Below are 18,584 nucleotides of genomic sequence, written 5' to 3' on the forward strand. Positions count from 1 at the left end.
ATGTCGCAATCCACACCGAGCCAGAAGGCCCTCACTCATTTCAAGATCACCCGGCCGTGAGCCCTGTCACCAACCTCCGTGGTCAGTACACCTAGGGCGGGTCAGGCCTCGGGCTCGCTGCCGGTGCGCAGTTGGGCGGCGTGGCCCAGGGCCTGCTCGAAGGCGCCCTTCACCGCTGCTTCATCGGTGCCGCGGGCCACGACTTCGATGGCGCCGCGCAGGCCGTGGCGCAGCTCTACGGAGCTGACGGCGGCCTGCTCGGTGTACAGGTCGCGCTCGAACTCGAAGCAGGGCTGCCTGGTGAGCGGCAGTTGGTAGATCACCGTGCCGGTGCGCCGGTCGATGCCGGCTACGGCGGAGTGCAACTGCTGGTGCCGGGGCCGGTGGTCCCACAACATTCCCCGGCCGGACCAGCGGGTGCGCTTGTTCGGCATCGCCGCAGGGCGTTCCCTCAGCCCGGGGTGGCCGTGGGCGAGGAGCTCGTTCCACAGGTCCACGATGGCCTGCGCGTCCTCGGAGTTGGTCATGGCGACCTCGATCCCGCCAAGCACCAGCAGGTACACCAGTGGGGCGCTGGTGCTGCTTCGGGACTTCACTGGGACGAGGGCGGCGGCCTTCTCGGCGCTCTCGCGGTCCAGGGACGGCAGCACGGAGGTGTAGGTGTCGGCGGTCAGCACGTAGGTGGCGTGGCCGAGTACCTCCTGTACGACCTTGAGGTCCGCGCCGGCGCCGAGGAGCAGGGTGGCCGCGAGGTGTCGAAGGTCATGCAGGCGTACGGGCGGCAGGCCCAGCTTGGTGTACAGCAGCTCGAACCGGTCGGTGAGGTAGTCCGGGTTGATCTCGGTGCCGTCCTCACGGACGAACACCTTGTCGGTCACGGGCCACGGCCGCGCGGCTTCGGCCGCGTCGCGGCGGGCCTCGGCCATCCGGTCGCGGTGGTCCCGCAGCTCCTGGAGGGTGTGGCTGTCGAGGGCGAGCGTGCGCTTGCTGTCCTGCTTCGGGTCCTTCCCGAGGGGCTTGCCCTTCACCGTGACCACCTGCCAGTCGACGGTGATGACCGCCGTCTGGAGGTTGGCCTTCGGCCACTCGAAGCCGGCGCCTTCGCCTCGGCGCAGCGCTCGGAAGATTGCCAGGTGCCAGAACGCGCGCAGCCAGTCGTGCTCGATGCCGTCGAGGAACATCCCGGCCTGTTCGGGGGTCCACACCATCACCTTCGACGGCTTCTCGCCGGTGCGCCGCCACTCCTCGACGCGTTCCGGCGTCCACAGCAGCGCCTTCGGCCGCTTGCCGGAGGGCAGGTCGACCAGGCTCGCCCAGTTCCTGCTGACCTGGCCCTTCTTGACCGCCGCCGTGAGGGCGGAGCGCAGGGTGGCGCGGATGCGCTGCATGGTCGCCGGGGAGACGATGCGCATCTGGGCGTGGGGCTCGCGCCCGGGTATCTCCGGCGCGGGCACCGGCGGAGGCGGGGCGTCCCTCTTGGGGCGGCCCGGCTTGCGCCCGTACAGGGCCTTCCACTCGGTGTACTCGGCGCGGGCCTTGGCGATCACTGCGAGCTCGTAGGCGATGATGACGTTGCGGGCCTGGATCGCGTCGAACATGTCGGTGATCGGCTCGGCGGTCAGGTCCTCCAGCTTGATGTGGCCGAGCGCGGGGATCAGGTAGATCCGGATGTGGCTCTCGTAGGAGCTGACGGTTGTCGGATCCAGGGTCTTGCGGTCCTTCAGCCACTTCGTCAGGTACTGGGCCACGGTGGTTCGGTGGTCGATCACCTCGCCGCGGTCGACCTTCGCAATGACCTTGTTCAGGGCGGCCACGGCGGCGTCCTTGTCCGGGTAGCCGCCCTTGCGGTCCCGGTTCGGCTTGCCGTCGGGGCCGGGCTTGAGCTTGAGGTAGTACCACCACGTGCCGTGGGCCTTCTTGCCTTTCAGCTTCGGGCAGCGGGCGCCGAGTTCGCGCATCTTTGGCTTTCCGCCGGCGTCCAAGACGGGCTGCCTGTTCTCGTCCAGGACGGGTTCGCGGCAGGTGCAGCGGCGGTACACCGACCCGGGGGTGTCGTTCTTCTCGCGCTCGCTCATCTCTCTCAATCGGCCCTCAGGCCCCGTTGGTTGGGGCGACGGTCGCGGCACGCCCACAGTCACCAAAGCCGTGCTGGTCAGGGCACAGGCCGGTGCGGCGGTGGGGAGTTGGCCGTGACCGTACGGCCGACGGCGGCGTTGGGTCGCGCCGAGGCTGGACGGGGTCAGCAGCGTGGCCGCCGACATGGACGGGCGTGGACCGGGGTAGACGAGGAGGAAGCCGGGGTGTCGCCGTCGTGCGGTCGTCGCCCTGGTATCGGGTGGTCGAAGACGGTCGGCTCGGGCGGTATGGATTCCCCGGGGAAGGCCGCCAATCGCGGCTCGCATGAGCGCTGACCTGCACGGATTTGGCCTTCGGTGTACTGGTGCAGCCGGTGCGGCACATACGAGAACTGCCCGTACCGGCCGTGGACGGCGGGACGGTAGGACCCGGCGCAGACCACAGTGCGGGCATGACGACGAGCCCCGTTCCCGCCCTTCCTGACCCGCAGGTCCAGCCGACGATGACCGTGCCCGAGGCCGGCCGCATCTTCGGCCTTGAGCGCGCTGCCAGCTACAACGCCGCCCGGCGCGGCGACATCCCGACGATCACGGTCGGCCGTCGCGTGCTCGTGCCGACCGCGAAGCTGCGCGTTCTCCTGGGCCTTGATGCCCTGGCCACCGACACCGCCGCCTGAGCGCTGCCGCCTCGCCCTGATCGTCGTGTCGGCCTGCGGACCCGGCACCCCACACCTTGGTAGGAGACCACCGGCATGCCCTGGTTCGCCGTCGGCGACAGTACGGACGACCACCCCAAGATCCTCGCGGCAGGCAACGCGGCCACCGGGCTGTGGGTGCGCTGCGGCGCCTACGCGAGCGCCCACCTGACCGACGGGGTGATCCCCGGAGCGGTCGCGGTGAAGAACGGCACCACCACCCAGATCGCCAAACTGCTCGCCTCCGGGCTGTGGCACGAGGCCGGGCACGCGTGCGCGCGCTGCCCTCAGCCCCGGCGCGGCGACTACGTGATGCACGGCTACCTGGACGCCAACCCGAGCCGGGGCCAGGTCCAGGAGCGGCGTCAGCGCGCGGCGGAGAAGAAGCGCCAGCAGCGCAACCCGCCGTCGAGCGGCGACGATTCCGCCGACGACCAGGGACCAAACTGTGCCCCGTCCGGCGAGGAGTACACAGGCCAGCAGCCCGTGTCCCCAGGGGACGTCCGGCGTCCTCGTGCGCGCCCGGCCCCTCCCCGCCCCTCCCGCAGGGAGGGGGCTGGTGTGGGTGAGGAAGGTGCGGGTGGGTGGGGGCCGGCAGCGCGCCGTCACCCCCTGCCCGATGGCTTCTGGCCGGACGCTGCGGCGTTGGCCTGGGCGGCGGCCGACGGCCACCTGGACCGCCTCGGCGGCCCGGCCGGGCTGGCCACCGTGACGGCGGCGTTCACGGACTGGCACCGGGGCCGCGCCACCCTCGGCGCGGACTGGCAGGCCCTGTGGCGCAAGTGGGTTCGCGAGCAGCGGGAGCAGCCCGGACTTCCGGTGCCCGACCGCCCGGCCAGGCCCGGCCGCCGGACGGCCCGCCGAAGGCCGGCCCCGGCGGCGCAGGTGAGCGTCGCCGACCGGCTCGCCTCGATCGAGAACGAGATCTCCCGCGACCAGGAACCCGGTCCCGCCGGCCAGCCGTTGACGCTGCTTCCCGCGCCTTCGGGTGGCCGGGACCGGCCCGCAGGCGCGGCCCCGATGCCAGGGCAGCGGCCGCTCATGGCCGCGCTGCCCGGAGGCCGCGTGGCCGAGCCCGACCCGCTGGAAGTGCTGGAGGCGATCGCCGACCACGGCCAGGCCCACGCCGTCGCCCTGTTCGGCTGGCGGCAGGTGGCGGCCCTCCTCGTCGGCGACACCGCGTCAGCCGAAGAGGCGTGAGCGTGCTGCCGACGCGAGGACTCGCCCGGTGCCGCCGGTGCGCTACAGCCGTGCACTGGACCATCACCGCCGCAGGCGCGCGGCTGGCGGTGGACGCGAACCCGAGCGCTCTGGGCAACACCGCGGTCTACCGCGACGGCGCCGGCACGATCCGCTCGCGCCGACCGAGCGCGGACCTGCCGCTGCTGCCGTACGAGCGGCTGCACCTGCCGCACGCGGCCACCTGCATCGCGCTGTCGCTGGAGGGCAACCCTTCGAGCCGTTGCGTGTCTTGACGGTAAGGAGACGAACCAGCCTGCACGTCCAGCAGGCCGGTCGAGAGCAGAACGGAGGAAGGGTGCGTGGCACAGGAGTACGAGACGGTGCTGGCAGCACTGCGCCGGTGGGGAAACGTCCGGCCGACCGAGGGCGGCTGGCTGGCGCGCTGCCCCGCGCACGACGACCGCCAGGGCTCCCTGCTGGTGCTCGCGGCCGGGGACGGGCGGGTGGAACTGGACTGCCTGGCCGACGGGTGCGAGACGCAAGACATCGCGGCGGCGCTGCGGCTGGGCCCGGAGTACGTGGTGGTCGCGCCGCCGGCGTTCGATGACGGCCCCGGCTGGATCTGGCCCGGGTACGTGCCGTCGGCGGGCCTGAGCCTGATCGACGGCGAGGACGGCGTCAGCACCTGGGCGGTGGCCTTGGACGTCGCGGTGCGGGCGGCAACGGCGGCGGCCCTGCCCGACGGGCAGCAGCTCCAGGCAGCGCGCACCGTGCTGGTGCTCGCATCGCCGCAGACGGCGGACCGGACGGCGGAACTCCTGGCGGCCTGCGGGCCGGGCGGCGAGCGGGTCGAGGTGGCCCTGGTGCTGGGCGGCCGCGGTGGGCGGCGAGGCCTGCGCCTGCCCGGCGACGCCGACCAGATGGAACACCTCCTGCGCGAGCGCCGGCCCGACCTCGTGGTGGTAGACCTCATGACGATCTGCCCCTACCGGGTCCCCGTCGAGAAGGCGATGCAGGTGCTCGCGGAACTCGCGCAGCGCGTCGGCACGGCCGTCCTGGCCGTCCGGGACGCCTCGAAGCGTGCGGGCTGGTCGTCCACGCGCAGGGCGACGGAGGCGGCGCGGTCCTCGCACGCGGCCGCGGTGCACATGGCCGTCCACGGCGTGGACGGGGCGATGGCGCTGGTGCCGGTGGCCAACAGCGGCTGGGCGGTCATGGGCGGCTTGCAGTTCCACCAAGCAGGCCGGACCCGGCCCGTGACGTGGAGCAGCCGCTGCGCGCGCGGCCGCGACGAAGCGATGACCGGCGCGGACCTGCTGCGGCGACGCCCCGCGAGCACCAGCGCCTACAAGCTCCTGGGCCGCATGCTGGCCGCCGGCCCGGCACCGGCCCGGGACGTGCTGGCGGCGGCAGCGGCCGTCGGACTCGCCCCGCGCACAGTGCAGCGGGCGCGGCGCCAGCTCGGGGTGGTGGCGTCGAAGACGGGAGGCGGCTGGGTGCTGTCCCTGCCGGGCCGGGGCTCCTCGGGCGGAGGAGCCCCGGGTCCAGGTCAGTGACTCGGCTGGGGGCCGCGCGGGGTGCTCGGGGTCGGGGAGGGCGCCGAGGTCGGCAGCAGGGTGGTGATGGCGGTCGGGGATGGGGCGGGGGCCGTGACCGTCGGGGCGGTCACGACCTGCGTGGCGGTGACGGTCACGGTGACGGTCGGGGCGGGCTCGGTGATCGTGACCGCAGGGGCAGTGACGGTGACCGTGGTGGGCGTCCCGGGCAGGGTGATGGCGGCCGGGCTCGGGGCGTCGGCGGGGGCGGGGCAGACGGGCGCCGGGGAGAGGTCGGCCAGCGGGGCCACGGCGGGGGCCGCCGGGGCGGTGGCGGGCAGCGGCTGTGCCGGGGTGGGGCTGAGGGTCACGGCCGCCGGGTTGGCCGGGGCGGTGGTGGGGTGGGTGCTGATGGCCATGCCGGTGGTGAAGGCGGTGGTGAGGGCGAAGGCGACTGCCGCGTGACGGGCAGTGATCCGGTTGGTCGGGGCCATGGTTGGTCTCCTTGGGGTTGGGGCCGGGGGTTCGCGGTCCCCGGCTGGCGGTACCAGCCTCGCAGAGAAATTGACTTAGGTCTATAAAAAAGAGCAAGGTAAATTCCTCGGGGACTGCTCGGTGCGACACCCGACCGCTGGTCCGGCACCGTGGCCTGCCAACCGACATGACCAGGAGGGCCACGTGACCAAGCCGCTGCCCGCGGTGCCCGCGCCCCGCCCCGGAAGGCTTGGCCGCCGCCTCTACGCGGAACTCGCCGCCTCGGCACCGGCCGTCCGCCGGCGCTTCTACGCGACCCTCGACACCGGCGACTGGGCGCAGGTCCTCGCGGCGGCCGACACCGAGGCCGGAACCCCCTACGCCCTGTGGGCCGACGACCCGGTCGGGTTCGTGGAGGACGTGCTCGGCGAGTCCCAGTGGAGCCGCCAGCGGGACATCCTGGAGGCCCTGGTCGACCACCGCCGCGTCGCCGTCCCGAGCTGCTTCGGCTCCGGCAAGACCCACATCGCCGCCCGGGCCGCGGTCTGGTCCTCCGTCGTCCACCCGCCCGGCACCGCGCTCACCGTCACCACCGCCACCCGGGCCCGCCAGGTCCAGCGCCAGATGTGGCCCCACATCCGCCAGATCGTCGCCCGTGCGGGCCTGCCCGGCGAAGTCGGCGTCGACCAGTGGAAAATGCCCGACTCTCACGGCTCGGACGTCGTGGTCGCCTACGGCTTCAGTGCCCCGCCGCACGACGAGTCCGCCGTCCAGGGCATCCACGCGCCTCGCCTGATGGTCATCGTGGACGAGGCCGGCGGCATCGGCCGGATCATCGGCGCCGCGATGCGCGGCCTGCTCACTGGCGAGCACACCCGTGCCCTGCTGATCGGCAACCCGCCCACCGACGACGAGGGCGGCTGGTTCGAGCAGACCTGCGCCGACCCCGCGGTGCGGGTGCTGCCGATCAGCGTCTACGACACCCCGCTGCTGTCCGGCGAGCGCACCCGGCGCTGCCGTGCCTGCCCGCCCCAGGCCCCCGTCCACCTGCTCGCCACCCACCTCGTGGACCCCCAGTGGGTGGAAGAGGCCATCCGGGACCATGGCGAGGACGCGCCCTTCGTCCAGGCGAAGGTGCACGCGAGGTTCCCCCGAGGGGGCCAGGCCCGCGCCATCCCCTCCTCCTGGGTCGAGCGCGCCAGCGACAACCCCGAACCGGACGGCCCGGACTACGTCGCCCTCAACGCCCTCGGCCTGGACGGCGAGACCAGCGCCCACCGGGTGCGGCGAGGCGCCTGGGTCAGGCTCGGCGTCGACGTCGCCGCCGACGGAGGCGACGAGTTCGCCATCGCCCGCTCCGTCGGTGACCTGGTCGAGCTGCGCCACGCCACCGCCGGCCAGGACAACGCGGACGCCGTGGTCGTCGCCGGAGTCGTGCTGCGGGAGATCAAGGCCGCCCAGGACCTCGCTGCCGCGCTCGGCAGCACCGCCCCCGTACGCGTCAAGATCGACGGAGTCGGCATCGGCTGGGGTGTCGCCGGCCTGCTGGAAGCCTGGCGGCGCGAAGGCCTCCACCGCGCGGAGATCGTCACCGTGCTCGCCAGCGAGAGCACGGGCCGGGACGACGAAGCCGCCATGCTGCGTCCCTCCAACAAGCGGGACGAGATGTGGCTGGCGATGCGATCGCTGCTGTCCCCCCACGGGCAGGGCTCGCTGCGGCTGCGCATCGACCGCCGCACCCAGGCCCAGATGTCCGCCCCGAAGCTGGAAACCAACTCGGGCGGACGCACCGTCATCGAGTCCAAGAGGTCGATGCGGCGACGCGGGGTCAGCTCGCCCGACCGCGCCGAGGCTGTGTTGCTCGCCCCCTACGAGCCGCAAGTCGGTCGCCGCCGTGTCCGGGTGATTGCCTGACGAACAAGCAGTAAATGCCTGGTCTACGGGAGGCGAATTGGATGTCAATCCGACGGTAATGCATGGCCCAACTATTCCCGTTGACATGGGACATGGGCCGGGCTTTGATGGCAAGTCTTCCGGAACGCGGTCAGCCAGAACTGGTGGGGGCAGTCGCCAGTTTTGGCATGTCCGCGTTCTGTCGGTTGAGCGCGCGATAATCCATTAAGAGGGGGGACCATGCCATCGCTAAAGCGTCTCACCGGGATGCTCGAATTCGGATTGACGGAATTCCCGGACACGCCGCCACACGCACTGGCCCGCAACATCACCTCCGTGCGGCCCGTCCGCCCCGGGGACCGTCCTCGGGCATCCGGCGACCTCTCGACGACCCTCGCCATCGCAGACCTGGATCACTGGGCCCCGACCGACCCTGACTTCGAAGAACTCGTGAGCCGCACCGCCGAAGCCGGCGTTGCCGCGCTGGCCGTCGTCTCCACCGCCGGCCGCGTACCCGCGGGACTCGCCGACGCCCTTCGGCACTTGCGCGTGCCGCTGCTCACCCTGCCCACCACAACCTCGTGGGCCGATCTCGCGGACGCGGTGACCCGTGAGTGCGTGATCGACCTGCGCCACGGCGCCGAGTGGCGCGACTGGCTGCTCGGGCAGGCCCGTCCCGCGCCGGACGTCCGCCGCTCGGGCCGCATCGTGCGGTGGCTGGCCACCGAGACCGGCGGCCGGGTCGTGCTGATCGGACGGGACGGAGCTGTTGTCGCCATGGCTCCGCAGCGCTCGGCGGGCAAGCTCGCCCCGGTCGCCGACAAGATCCAGGAGATCGCGGCCGGCCGCATTGAGTCGGCAGCCCTCGAGAGCGACGGCGCCGAGGTGCGCCTCGTTGCCGTCGGCAGCACCCGCCCGCGCGCCGTCCTGGCCGTCGTCAGGGAGCCGCCCTTCGACCGTCACCTCCTCACCCAGGTCACCAACCGCACCGCTGACCTGCTCTCCCTCCACCTCGCGGTCGAAGACGCCGACGCAGCGATCCAGAACCAGCAGTCCGCAGAGAGGGAACTGCGCGTCGCCATCCTGGAACTGCTGATGACGGGCGAGGTCCTCAAGGCCCGCCGTACGGCAGCCCCGGTCTACCCGGGCCTGCTTGACGCGGCGGCCGCCCGGGTCTACATCCTGGAGGCCCCGCCAAGCGAGCGAGACCGCCTGTACGACGAGTGCCGGCGAGCCGTCGACAGGCTCTCCCTGGTCGTACAGTGCCCCATCTACGAGGAGCACCTGGTCGTCATCGCCCCGCAGCCGTGCACCGTCACGGACACCGACGACGAGATGGACACGGCGCTGCGCCGCCTGGTCGCCCTACGCCCCGACCGGTACCTCGGAGCCAGCGGGCTCCGGCTGATCGCCGAGACCGACCAGTCCCACCGGCATGCCCTGAGGGCCCTTGCCCGGGCCCGGATCGACCGCACCCGGACCGCGTACTACAGCTCGCAGGGGAGGCTGCCAGAACTACTCAACCGGCTGTACCCGGGCTGGGCCACGGCCGTGCTGCACCCGTTGCTCCGACAGGCTCAAGCGGATCGCGACATGCTGCTCCAGACGCTCACGCTCACGCTCCAGTCGTCGGTGAGAGCGGCTGCCGAGCTCACCGGTGTCCACCGCAACACCGTCGCGAACCGCGTGCGGGCCGCAGCGACCATCCTGGGGGTCGATCTCGAAGCCCTCCGCGACCGGGCGGTGGTGGCGGCTGCGTTGGAGGCGCTGTTCCTGGACGAGTACGTCGACGAGGGGACGCACGCTGGACCGGCCGACCTCCAGGACTATCTGGCCCACCCCGAAGCGCAGGCCTGGGGGCAGGACTTCCTCCAGGTCCTGACGGAGGAACTGGTCGACACCCTGAAGGCGTGGGTCCTGGCCGACGGTGACACGGCCCGCATGGCCGGCGCCCTCGGGATCCACGCGCAGACCGTCCGCAAGCGGCTGCGCATCGCTTCCCGGTTCCTCCAGCGGGACCTGCTCGGTCAGTCCGCCGACGCGTACGACGTCGTGCTGGCGATCGCCGGTGAGTTCAACATCCCCCTGCCGCTCTCGCGTTGACGGCCCCACCCTTGCGCCGACTACGCTAAGTGACATGCGCTACTGTCGGTGTTCACTGTGCAGCGGTGATACGCCTCCTGTGCAGCGGGCAGATTCCGCATCGGCCGCACACCATCTACGGTCGAGTAGGGGGGAGATCCCCAATCCGTAACTCTCGGAATGGAGGGGAAACTTGCGCACACCAGCCGTGCTGACTCATCATCAGCACGCAAATCGGATCACGAATCGACGTGCTGCCGTACGCCGTCCGGGTGCTTGGGGGAGCACCGTCGGCGAAGCGGGGGGGAGCACTAACCCGATCTCGCGCGAGACCGCGCACGGGGCGACCGCTCTGCCCCGAGCCGAAGGCGCCACGCCGACGCACACGGCCCTCGGCCGACGGGTGCACCAGGCCCAAGCCGCCCAGCTGGAAAACGGCATACCCGTCTACCAGTACTGAGGACAACGCCCCTTCGGGTACCGCCCGAAGGCCGCACGGGCGCACAGAGCGCCACGCAGAGACGAACAGCCGCTGCTGCCGCCGGCGCCCACCCACACGGGCGCCTGCTGGCGAGGGGAGTGCAGCTTGAACACTGACAGCACGACGACCGACGACAGCAACACCGACCTCCACGAGTGGGTGATCGCCGCGTACGTCCCCGTGGACACGCAAGGTGCAGCCTACGCACGCCGCCGCGGCGTCTACCGCGTCCCGGCCACAACCAAGATCCGTTCCGCAGACGTGATCTGCATCCGCTGCCGCAGGCCCTACGACGAGGTCTGCGAAGACCCGTGTGCCGGGGCCGACCAGATGCTGCACGGAGGGCCCATCGGCACGCGCAAGCGCCGTCCCGCCCCCGAGCATCGCCACCAGGTCGCCGCGGCCGAGAACTTCCGAAAGCCGGACCCAGGGGACGCGGGCAACCGCAAGCGGGAGCAGCCGCCGGGACGCTAGGCACCGAAGTGCCTAGCCTGCCTGCCGTGACCGTACCCAGCAGGCACCAGCCCCACCTGACCGACGACGTCGCGCACCTGACCGCACGCCGGGTGCGCGACGTCGTCGCCGTCGTCCTACTCGCACTCGGCACCATCGGCCTCAACGTGGCCGCCTACACCACCGACCCCCGCCTCGGCCTCGCCGGCACCAGCCTGCTCGCGCTCTCGGCCGCCGCCGTCCTCGGCCACCACAACGAGCAGCAGTAGGAGAACGCATGCCCCGCCGCTGGTTCCCCACCCTGCGCCGCCCCGCGCCGGCCACGAAGTCCACTGCGGACTACACCCTCGGCTGGACGCCCGCAGGCGTGGACCGGGCCCGTCCGTGGTCCGTCGAACGGGCGGTGCGCGACGGCATGGAACGGGCGGTGTGGATCTACAAGGCCGTCGACACGATCTCCAACCACGCCGCCGACCGGCCGCTACGGGTCCGCCCACGCAGCGGCACCTCCGACGAGCCGCTGCCTCCCCACGACGCGCACCCGCTCTACCGCGCGATGAACATCAGGGCCAACCCGGCCGAGGGCGCGTGGACGTTCAAGAAGCGGGTCAGCATGCAGCTTCTGCTGTCCAAGCGCGGGGTGTTCCTCGAGCCGACGTTCTCGCGCGGAGGCGATCTGCTGCGGATCGACCTGCTGCCGCCGGGCCGAACCCGGCCGGTGCCGTCCACCGGCAGCGACCTGATCTCGCACTTCGAGACCGTCACGATCACCGGCGAGCTGCGCCACCTCGACGTGGAACGTGTGCGGTGGATCCGAACCCCCCACCCGCTCGACCCCTACTCCGGCATTACCCCGCTGGAAGCCGCCGGCCTGAGCGCCGACCTCGACTTCTTCACCCGCCACTACAACCTGTCGTTCGTCAACAACGACGCCAGGCCCGGCGGCGTGATCGGCATCGACGGCGACATGGACGACGACGAACTGCGCCTGCTGCGCGCCAGGTTCGGCACCGGGCCGTCCGCAGCCGGCTCCTGGACAGTGCTGAACGGCGGCAACGTCACCGTCACCGACACCTCCGTCACACCCCGGGACATGGCCTACGAGACCGTCGCCGCCCTGTCCAAGATCGAGCTGCTCGCCGCGTTCGGCGTTCCGGAGTCCCAGCTCGGCAACGCGTCGGGCAGGACGTTCGACAACGCCCGGGCCGAGAAGACCACGTTCTGGGAGATCACCATGCCGCCGCACCTGCGGCTGATCGCCGACGCCTTCCAGGACGATGCCGGGGACGACAACGAGGTCTACTTCGACACCTCCGACATCGACGTGCTGCGCGAACCCCGCACCAAACGCCTGTCCGAAGCCCGTGAGGAAGTCGCCGCGGGCGTCCGCTCGATCCGCTCCTACGCCGAACTCGCCGGATACGCCGACGAGATCGATGACACCCCCGAGACCCGGGCCCTGTGGCTGGCCTCCGGCCGGACCGCCCTGCCCGCCCGCACGGCAGATGCTCCGGCCGTCGGGACCACGACGCCGCCCCCGGTGCCGGCCACGGGCAAGACCTTGGCACCCGCCGCCGACCTCGTCTTGGACGAGACCGCGGCCGACTCCCTCCGGGGCCGCCTGGACGACGCCCTCCAGACGCTCACCACCCGCTGGACGGAACGCACCGTCGCCCGGCTCCACTCCCCCCGGCACCGCAAGGGCACCCGGCACTGGGACGACCGAGGCGGCACCACCGATGCCGCCACCGGCATCAAGGGCCTGCCCGTCGACCAGGTGATCGACATCGCGACCTGGCGGCAGGAAGCCGTCCAGGCCCTCCGGCCCCTCATCGAACAGGCCGCCACCACGGCCGTGACCGAGCTCCACGCCGCCCTCGGGTCGACCGGCACCGCCACCGCCGCCGTCTGGCCCACGATCGCCCCGCTGCTCACCGACTGGCTCGCCAAGCAGGCCCAGGCCCTCGCCGACGACATGGCCGGCTCCGATCGGGAGGGCAAGAGCCTGGCTGGCATCGCCGAGGCCACCCGCGACTGGGGCCGCTCCCTCGCGAACCGGGCGAGCGTCAAGGCAAGCCACCTCGCCACCGTCACCGTCGAGAGCGCCCGTGACCAGGCCGCCGCCGCCAGCGCCCGAACCGGGCTCGTCCGCCGCTGGGTTGCCCACGACGACGGCCGCACGAGGCCCGACCACGACGCGGCCGACGGCCAGACCCAGCCCTACGGACAGCCCTTCACCATCGGCGAGGACCTGCTGCGCCACCCCGGCGACACCACCGCCCCGCCCGGGCAGGCCGTCGGCTGCCGCTGCCGCCTCGCTTGGAGGCTTGAACGCTGACCACCAGCCCCGGCCCGCAGACCGCGACGACCCCGCCCGTACCCCCGTGTGAGGATGAAGCATGACCACTGGAACACCGAGCGACCGCCAGCAACTCAACGAGGACTGGCTGCGCAGCCGGCGCTGGGACATCCGCTACCCGAACGGCGAGCCCGTCACCACACTCGACGGACTCGCCCAGGTACTCCGCGTCGACCGGCAGGAAGCCGCCCGGAGGGTCCTGGCCCAGCCCTTCGGCAAGGCCGCACCGGCCAGCCTGCGGCAAGAGGCGGAGTCGCTGCCCGGTGCTGAACGCAGTAGTCGGTAACCCGGTCTCCGCTCGCTACTTCACCCAAAGGACGGCCAGGTAGGCGGCACCGAGAGCGAGTGTGGCTCCAGCGGCGGCAGCGCCGCGCTCGACTGCTTCGGGGAAGGAACGGGTGCGCCAGTAGCGGAGCAGGCCGCTGGTGAGAGCAACGACGAGGCTCGCCAGAGCGATGATCACGAACACGAGGGCCCGCATGGCCGCCCTTCCTGGAGAATTGGGAGAGTGTGAAACACGCCAGCGTTCAGCACGTGTTCAATCCGCCGGATTGAACTCAACTGTACACCTGAGAGTCGAGGAGTGAGCCCTGTGGGTGACCAGAGTGGTCGGCAGCAACTGAGTGACGCCCTCGCCGACTTGCTCACTCGGTCCCGGAAGACCAAGGCGCAGGTGGCCAGCGAGGGAAATCTGTCCCGCACGACGGTCTCGGCGGCGTTCAGCCCTGACAGCCCGCCTCCGTCTGACCGGACCCTTGAGGTGCTCGCAGAAGCCTTGAACGCGGACCCTGCCCCGCTGCGGAATCTTCTGGCGATCGCCCGCAACGAGGAAGCAGTACAACCACGATCCGTGACCGCCGACACTCTCCGGATCAGCGAGCCGGTGTACCGGATCGCCCGGGAGATGGCGGACTCGCGCCTGCGCGAGTACAAGTTCGACCCGCTGCGCCCCGAGAACCTGGTACACAGCGTCGTCGAGAGGCTCCGCTCGGTCGAGGCCGGCAGCCTCGTGAAGGCCGCTTCATGGGCGCGGGACTCGGGGATCTACGCGATCTACTACTTCGGTGCTCACGAGCTCTACGCCCCGGTTTCCGGAACTTCGGTTCCGCTGTACGTGGGCGGTGTTCAGAAGGGGTCGGGGTCGGTGCCGATGAACGCATACCTCAAGCCCCCCGCGGTGAGCGTGCGACTCGATGAGCACTGCCGAACCCTCGACCAGAGCCGGAACCTCGACCCGATGGACTTCTGTGTCCGAGTGCTGTTCATTGATGACCTCTTCATTGCGCCAGCAGTGGCTGAGCTGACATCGGAGTTCAAGCCGGTGTGGAACACGACCCTTGACGGGTTCAACCTTCGTCATCCGGGGCGGTCCAGGATTCAGCACGCGGCCCGACCGAAGTGGCATGAACTGCACGCTGGTCCTGACTCCTGGGCAGCCGAGATGCGATCGAAGAGGACCCCTGCCGAACTAGAGAACGAGGTCCGCCAGCACTTCGCAGCCTGGCTTCGTTGACACAGGCGGCCCCACGGTGAGCACACCGCGACGGTAGGCAGTTCTCCTGCGATCGTGCCGGTTCGACTTGCGCACAATCACCAGGAGTTCGAGTGGCCCTCCCCGAAGCTCGTGAAGTGCTCCTACGCCTCCGCTGGAAGACCGAGCCGTTCCGTGAGAGCTTGCACCCGCGGGACGGTCGCGGCCGGTTCGCGCATGGCCCTGGCACGGGGCTCAACCCGTTGCTGGAGCGCATCCGAGCAGCCGCGAGCCGGCCGTCCAGGGCGCCGCGCTCCGAACCCCGCTTCGACGAGGAGCAGCACGGCCTGGTGTTCCGCGACGGGCAGAGCGAGCGCGTCGCCAAGGCGTACAAGGCCAACGTGGTGGCAGGGATCACCCGCGACCTGCGCGACATCCCGGACGAGGCGCTGCTGCTGGAGCCCGAGAGGGCCTGGCTCGACAAAGTCCGCTCCGATGGGGTGCACGCGTACGAGGACCCCGAGACCGGGATCGTCAACTCCGTCGTGAAAGGTGGTTCCCCGTCGGCCCCCTCCTGGAGGCGCGTCGACGCGGACCGGGCCCGCGAGCTCCTGCGGAGCGGCGCCGTCAACCAGGTGGTCGCCACCTGGGCGATGACGTCCAACGACGAAGACCCGCAGGCCCTCGCCCTTCAGGAGACCGCGCAAGACGCCTTCGGGCTGCGTCCGGCCGCCGACTGGCCCAGCACGGACCAGATCGCGCAGGTGACTGCCGACTATCGGGCCGCCTACGGAACTGGCCACGCGGCGATGCTGGCGGCGATGTGGGAGCGCACCCAGAACCACCTGACCGAAGCCGACCTGGGCTCCCTGACGGTGTGGCGTGGCGTGGCCACCCCCAACGGTCGACCACCAGCAGGTTGGACGGCCGACGGCAGCACCCTCACCGACCCGCTGCTGCGCCCCCTCTCGGCCTTCTCCCTTGACCCGGATGTAGCCCACGGCTTCGCTACCGACGAGGGACCCGGCTTCGTGATGAGCGCGATCGTGCCCGCAGAGCGGGTGATCGCGACGCCGGCTACGGGGCTCGGCTGCCTGGACGAGTCGGAGGTCGTCATCCTGGCCGGCCCCGGTACCTGGCACTGGCAGACCGCCGAGTAGCCTCCGACCGCTCGGCGCGACACCACCCCCGGCCCGGTGCCACGCTGCCGCCGTCCTGATCCCCAGCAGAAGGCGGTGCGGTGCACGACTTCCCCGCCGTCACCCTGCGGTTGCGCCGCAAGAACCGGCTCTGGGACGAGGCCCGGCACGCGCGTGACCTCCAAGGCCGTTTCGCCCACCACCCGGGCGTCGGCCGCGTCGGCCTGCCGGGCACCCTCGCCGACGACCACGCGGTGAGCCAGGGAGACCTGCTCGGGAAGCGGGGGAGGTCCCCCGCGAAGGTCAAGGCCGCCATGTGCGACTCGCTCGCCAAGAAGATGAGCGGCGTCTCCGACGAGCTGCTGCTGTCCGACCGCCAGCGTGAGCGCCTCGCCCGGGTCCGTGCCGGAGACCTCGCCGCGTACCGGCCGGAGTCCGGGGCCAACGGCTACGCCGACCACATCGACCAGGCCGACCTCGACAGCGGCGCGCGCCGCGAGCCCTGGGGGTACGTGAGGATGGGCGCCGAGGAGTACCGGGACTTCGCCCGCGCCGAGGCCGTCGCTCACCACGTCGCCGGGTGGGCTGCGACCTCCAACGACCACGACGCGAACGCCCTCGCCCTCCAGGAGACCGCCCGCCAGGCCTTCAACCTCACCGACACCATGGCCTGGGACCACGGGGACGCCGACCTCGACGCCGAGATCGCCGCGGCTCTGGCCGAAGACGGCCCCGTGCTGCACGCCTTCCTCACCGCCATGTGGGAGAGCACCCAGGCGCACTTCGCCGACCTCGGCGTCACCCACGTCACCGTCCACCGCGGCTTCACCGGCGGCTACGACGACACCCACGTCAGCGGGATCGACGGCCAGGGCACGGTCACGGACCTGCCCCTGCGCCCGCTGTCCTCCTTCACCACCGAAGAACACATCGCCGCCGACTTCGCCACGCACGGCGGTGAGGTCCACACCGGCTACACGATCAGCGGCGACGTGCCCGTCACCCGCATCCTGGCCGTCCCGGGGACCGGCATCGGCTGCCTGGACGAGTCCGAGATCGTCATCCTCGCCGGCCCCGGAGACTGGCACGTCCAGCAGGTCTACGCCGAGACCGACGACGACAACTGGTACGACGGGTAGAACGAGACCCAAGCCCGCCGCCCGCCTACCGTGACCGCCACCAACCCAGCGAACCGGGAGCGACACGGTGGCACCGACCCCCAGCAGCACGCTGGACCACAAGCAGGCGATGCTCGGCGTGCTGGAGACCGACGACGACCAGGGCACCTTCACCACACTCGTGTCGATCACCGGGCTGCGCGACCACGACGGCGACGTGATCGAGCCCGGCGCCTACGCCCGCACCCTCGCGGAGATCACGCCGAAAGGCGTGTGGTCGCACGACTGGAACGTGTGGACCGCCCGCACCGAACACACCGAGGAACTGCTGCCCGGCGACGCCCGACTGCCCGCCACCCTGCCGAACGGCCAGCCCTGGCCCGCCGAGGCCGGCGCGCTCCTCGTCAAGGGCCGCTGCAACCTGGCCACCCAGGCCGGGAAGGACATGTACGCCAACCTGCTGTTCTTCGGCGACCAGGTCCAGTGGTCCATCGGCTACCAGGTCCGAACAGCCAAACGCTCCAAAGGGGTTCGCCGCATCACCGACCTGGACCTGTACGAGTACAGCCCGGTGCTGTTCGGCGCGAACCCCTACACCTCCACCCTCGACCTCAAGCAGCGCAAGGCCCGTGGCGTCCTGGCCGACACCCAGGTGGAACTGGCGCCGCTGGCCGGCACCCTGGAGGAGCGGATCGACGCCATCGCCTCCGCCGTGGAACAGCGCCTGCGCCCCACCGAGGGCGACCGCCTCGAGCACGGCACGGTCCAGGTCATCGGCACCTACCCGGACCGGGTCATCGCCACCATCTGGAGGTACACCGAGGACGGCTTCAACTCGACCAGCTGGGAGGTCCCGTACACGCTCTCCGGCGACGGCGTCCCGTCCGTCGGCCAGCCCAGCCCCGTGCGCCTGGTCCTCGACGTCGAGGGAACCGGACCCGACGCGGCGCTGGCCGCCCTCGCGCCCGACGTCGAACGGGTCGCCTCCCAGATGAAGACCCTCACGGACCTCCAGCACAAGGCGGGTCGGGTCCTCTCCGGGGAGAACACCGACCGTCTGGCCTCCGCCGTGCAACACCTGATCGCGGTGCTCACCGCCGCCGGCATCGACTGGCAGCCGCCCGAACCCCTGAGCGACGAGAGCAAGGCCCGGACTGCAACCGCGCTTCACCCCAGCGAAGTCGCTGCGGCAGTCGCCTTGTTCGCCGTTGCTCACGAAGTATCGTGACAGTCGAGGGCCATGACCTGGTAACGGCACTCATTGGGAGGGCATTGCGGACAGGCCTGCTATCACGTAGCCGCTCAGATGCGCCGATGTGAACCCGTGTTGCGAAGGTCGAGCTGGACGGCAGCGCGGATCTCCGAGGTGGCTGGCGACCGCCGCAGCGGGGGCACTCGTGATTGCTAGTATCCGACCGTTTGCGGAGCGGCTCGTTCACAGTGATGGGGTGGGTTCCTTGGCGAGACTCTTGTCGTCAGCAGACGAGGCTGCGGCGGAGGTGTTCGGGCCGGTTCTGGCCGAGCAAGGTCTAAGCTTCGCGTTTAACCTCGCAGGTCACCCGACCTGCTGATCTGCGGTTCTTTCCGGGACAGTGGAGGCGGCCGTTCTCCACGCTTCGAGATGTCG

The 18,584-nt window shown here is 71.3% G+C and carries 17 protein-coding genes; 14 read left to right on the plus strand and 3 right to left on the minus strand.

Going from position 1 to position 18,584, the window contains the following annotated elements:
- Window positions 1-101 precede the first annotated feature (101 nt).
- Window positions 102-2,075: a site-specific integrase gene (locus ACWDD9_RS43340; protein ID WP_449814740.1), complete on the minus strand. Its 1,974-nt coding sequence runs from the start codon at window positions 2,073-2,075 to the stop codon at window positions 102-104.
- A 452-nt stretch (window positions 2,076-2,527) separates the two neighbouring features.
- Here ACWDD9_RS43340 and ACWDD9_RS43345 point away from each other — a divergent pair, with 452 nt between their 5' ends.
- The 4 genes from ACWDD9_RS43345 to ACWDD9_RS43360 all read left to right on the plus strand — a co-directional run bounded on the left by ACWDD9_RS43345 (window position 2,528) and on the right by ACWDD9_RS43360 (window position 5,508).
- Window positions 2,528-2,752: a helix-turn-helix domain-containing protein gene (locus ACWDD9_RS43345; RefSeq protein WP_375875602.1), complete on the plus strand. Its 225-nt coding sequence runs from the start codon at window positions 2,528-2,530 to the stop codon at window positions 2,750-2,752.
- Window positions 2,753-2,827: 75 nt separating this feature from the next.
- Window positions 2,828-3,970, plus strand: coding sequence for a hypothetical protein (locus tag ACWDD9_RS43350; protein ID WP_375875603.1), 1,143 nt, complete (start codon window positions 2,828-2,830; stop codon window positions 3,968-3,970).
- A gap of 50 nt (window positions 3,971-4,020) precedes the next feature.
- Window positions 4,021-4,245: a hypothetical protein gene (locus ACWDD9_RS43355; RefSeq protein WP_449814741.1), complete on the plus strand. Its 225-nt coding sequence runs from the start codon at window positions 4,021-4,023 to the stop codon at window positions 4,243-4,245.
- A 66-nt stretch (window positions 4,246-4,311) separates the two neighbouring features.
- Window positions 4,312-5,508 (plus strand): AAA family ATPase, encoded by a 1,197-nt coding sequence (locus tag ACWDD9_RS43360; protein WP_375875605.1) that lies wholly within the window; start codon window positions 4,312-4,314, stop codon window positions 5,506-5,508.
- Here ACWDD9_RS43360 and ACWDD9_RS43365 read toward each other — a convergent pair.
- Window positions 5,502-5,981, minus strand: a complete 480-nt coding sequence (locus tag ACWDD9_RS43365; RefSeq protein ID WP_375875606.1) for a hypothetical protein — start codon at window positions 5,979-5,981, stop codon at window positions 5,502-5,504. The genes ACWDD9_RS43360 and ACWDD9_RS43365 overlap by 7 nt on opposite strands.
- 184 nt (window positions 5,982-6,165) lie before the next feature.
- On the opposite strand from ACWDD9_RS43365, the gene ACWDD9_RS43370 reads away from it, so the two are divergent.
- The 6 genes from ACWDD9_RS43370 to ACWDD9_RS43395 all read left to right on the plus strand — a co-directional run bounded on the left by ACWDD9_RS43370 (window position 6,166) and on the right by ACWDD9_RS43395 (window position 13,515).
- Window positions 6,166-7,875: a DEAD/DEAH box helicase family protein gene (locus tag ACWDD9_RS43370; RefSeq protein WP_449814742.1), complete on the plus strand. Its 1,710-nt coding sequence runs from the start codon at window positions 6,166-6,168 to the stop codon at window positions 7,873-7,875.
- A 429-nt stretch (window positions 7,876-8,304) separates the two neighbouring features.
- A complete protein-coding gene (locus ACWDD9_RS43375; RefSeq protein ID WP_449814743.1) occupies window positions 8,305-9,957 on the plus strand; it encodes a helix-turn-helix domain-containing protein in 1,653 nt (550 codons plus the stop codon).
- A 565-nt stretch (window positions 9,958-10,522) separates the two neighbouring features.
- A complete protein-coding gene (locus ACWDD9_RS43380) occupies window positions 10,523-10,891 on the plus strand; it encodes a hypothetical protein (RefSeq protein ID WP_117490168.1) in 369 nt (122 codons plus the stop codon).
- A gap of 26 nt (window positions 10,892-10,917) precedes the next feature.
- Complete coding sequence (locus tag ACWDD9_RS43385) at window positions 10,918-11,139, plus strand: hypothetical protein (protein ID WP_117490170.1); 222 nt, start codon at window positions 10,918-10,920, stop codon at window positions 11,137-11,139.
- 8 nt (window positions 11,140-11,147) lie between these two features.
- Window positions 11,148-13,208, plus strand: a complete 2,061-nt coding sequence (locus tag ACWDD9_RS43390) for a phage portal protein (protein WP_449814744.1) — start codon at window positions 11,148-11,150, stop codon at window positions 13,206-13,208.
- 61 nt (window positions 13,209-13,269) lie between these two features.
- Complete coding sequence (locus ACWDD9_RS43395; protein WP_375875611.1) at window positions 13,270-13,515, plus strand: hypothetical protein; 246 nt, start codon at window positions 13,270-13,272, stop codon at window positions 13,513-13,515.
- 15 nt (window positions 13,516-13,530) lie between these two features.
- Here ACWDD9_RS43395 and ACWDD9_RS43400 read toward each other — a convergent pair whose 3' ends face one another.
- Window positions 13,531-13,710, minus strand: a complete 180-nt coding sequence (locus ACWDD9_RS43400; RefSeq protein ID WP_375875612.1) for a hypothetical protein — start codon at window positions 13,708-13,710, stop codon at window positions 13,531-13,533.
- Window positions 13,711-13,821: 111 nt separating this feature from the next.
- Between ACWDD9_RS43400 and ACWDD9_RS43405 the strand changes: the two genes are divergently transcribed.
- From ACWDD9_RS43405 to ACWDD9_RS43420, 4 genes are all read left to right on the plus strand, one after another.
- Window positions 13,822-14,742: an Eco29kI family restriction endonuclease gene (locus tag ACWDD9_RS43405; RefSeq protein WP_375875613.1), complete on the plus strand. Its 921-nt coding sequence runs from the start codon at window positions 13,822-13,824 to the stop codon at window positions 14,740-14,742.
- 221 nt (window positions 14,743-14,963) lie between these two features.
- Entirely contained in the window at window positions 14,964-15,860 is an 897-nt protein-coding gene (locus ACWDD9_RS43410; protein ID WP_375875614.1) for a hypothetical protein, read from the plus strand.
- A gap of 80 nt (window positions 15,861-15,940) precedes the next feature.
- Window positions 15,941-16,978 carry a hypothetical protein gene (locus tag ACWDD9_RS43415; protein ID WP_375875615.1) on the plus strand — a complete coding sequence of 346 codons (1,038 nt, stop codon included), beginning with the start codon at window positions 15,941-15,943 and terminating at the stop codon, window positions 16,976-16,978.
- A gap of 67 nt (window positions 16,979-17,045) precedes the next feature.
- The gene (locus tag ACWDD9_RS43420; RefSeq protein ID WP_449814745.1) at window positions 17,046-18,185 is read left to right on the plus strand and encodes an HK97 family phage prohead protease; all 1,140 of its coding nucleotides are present in this window, start codon (window positions 17,046-17,048) and stop codon (window positions 18,183-18,185) included.
- The last annotated feature ends 399 nt before the right edge of the window (window positions 18,186-18,584 follow it).

Source organism: Kitasatospora sp. NPDC001119, from assembly GCF_053598475.1.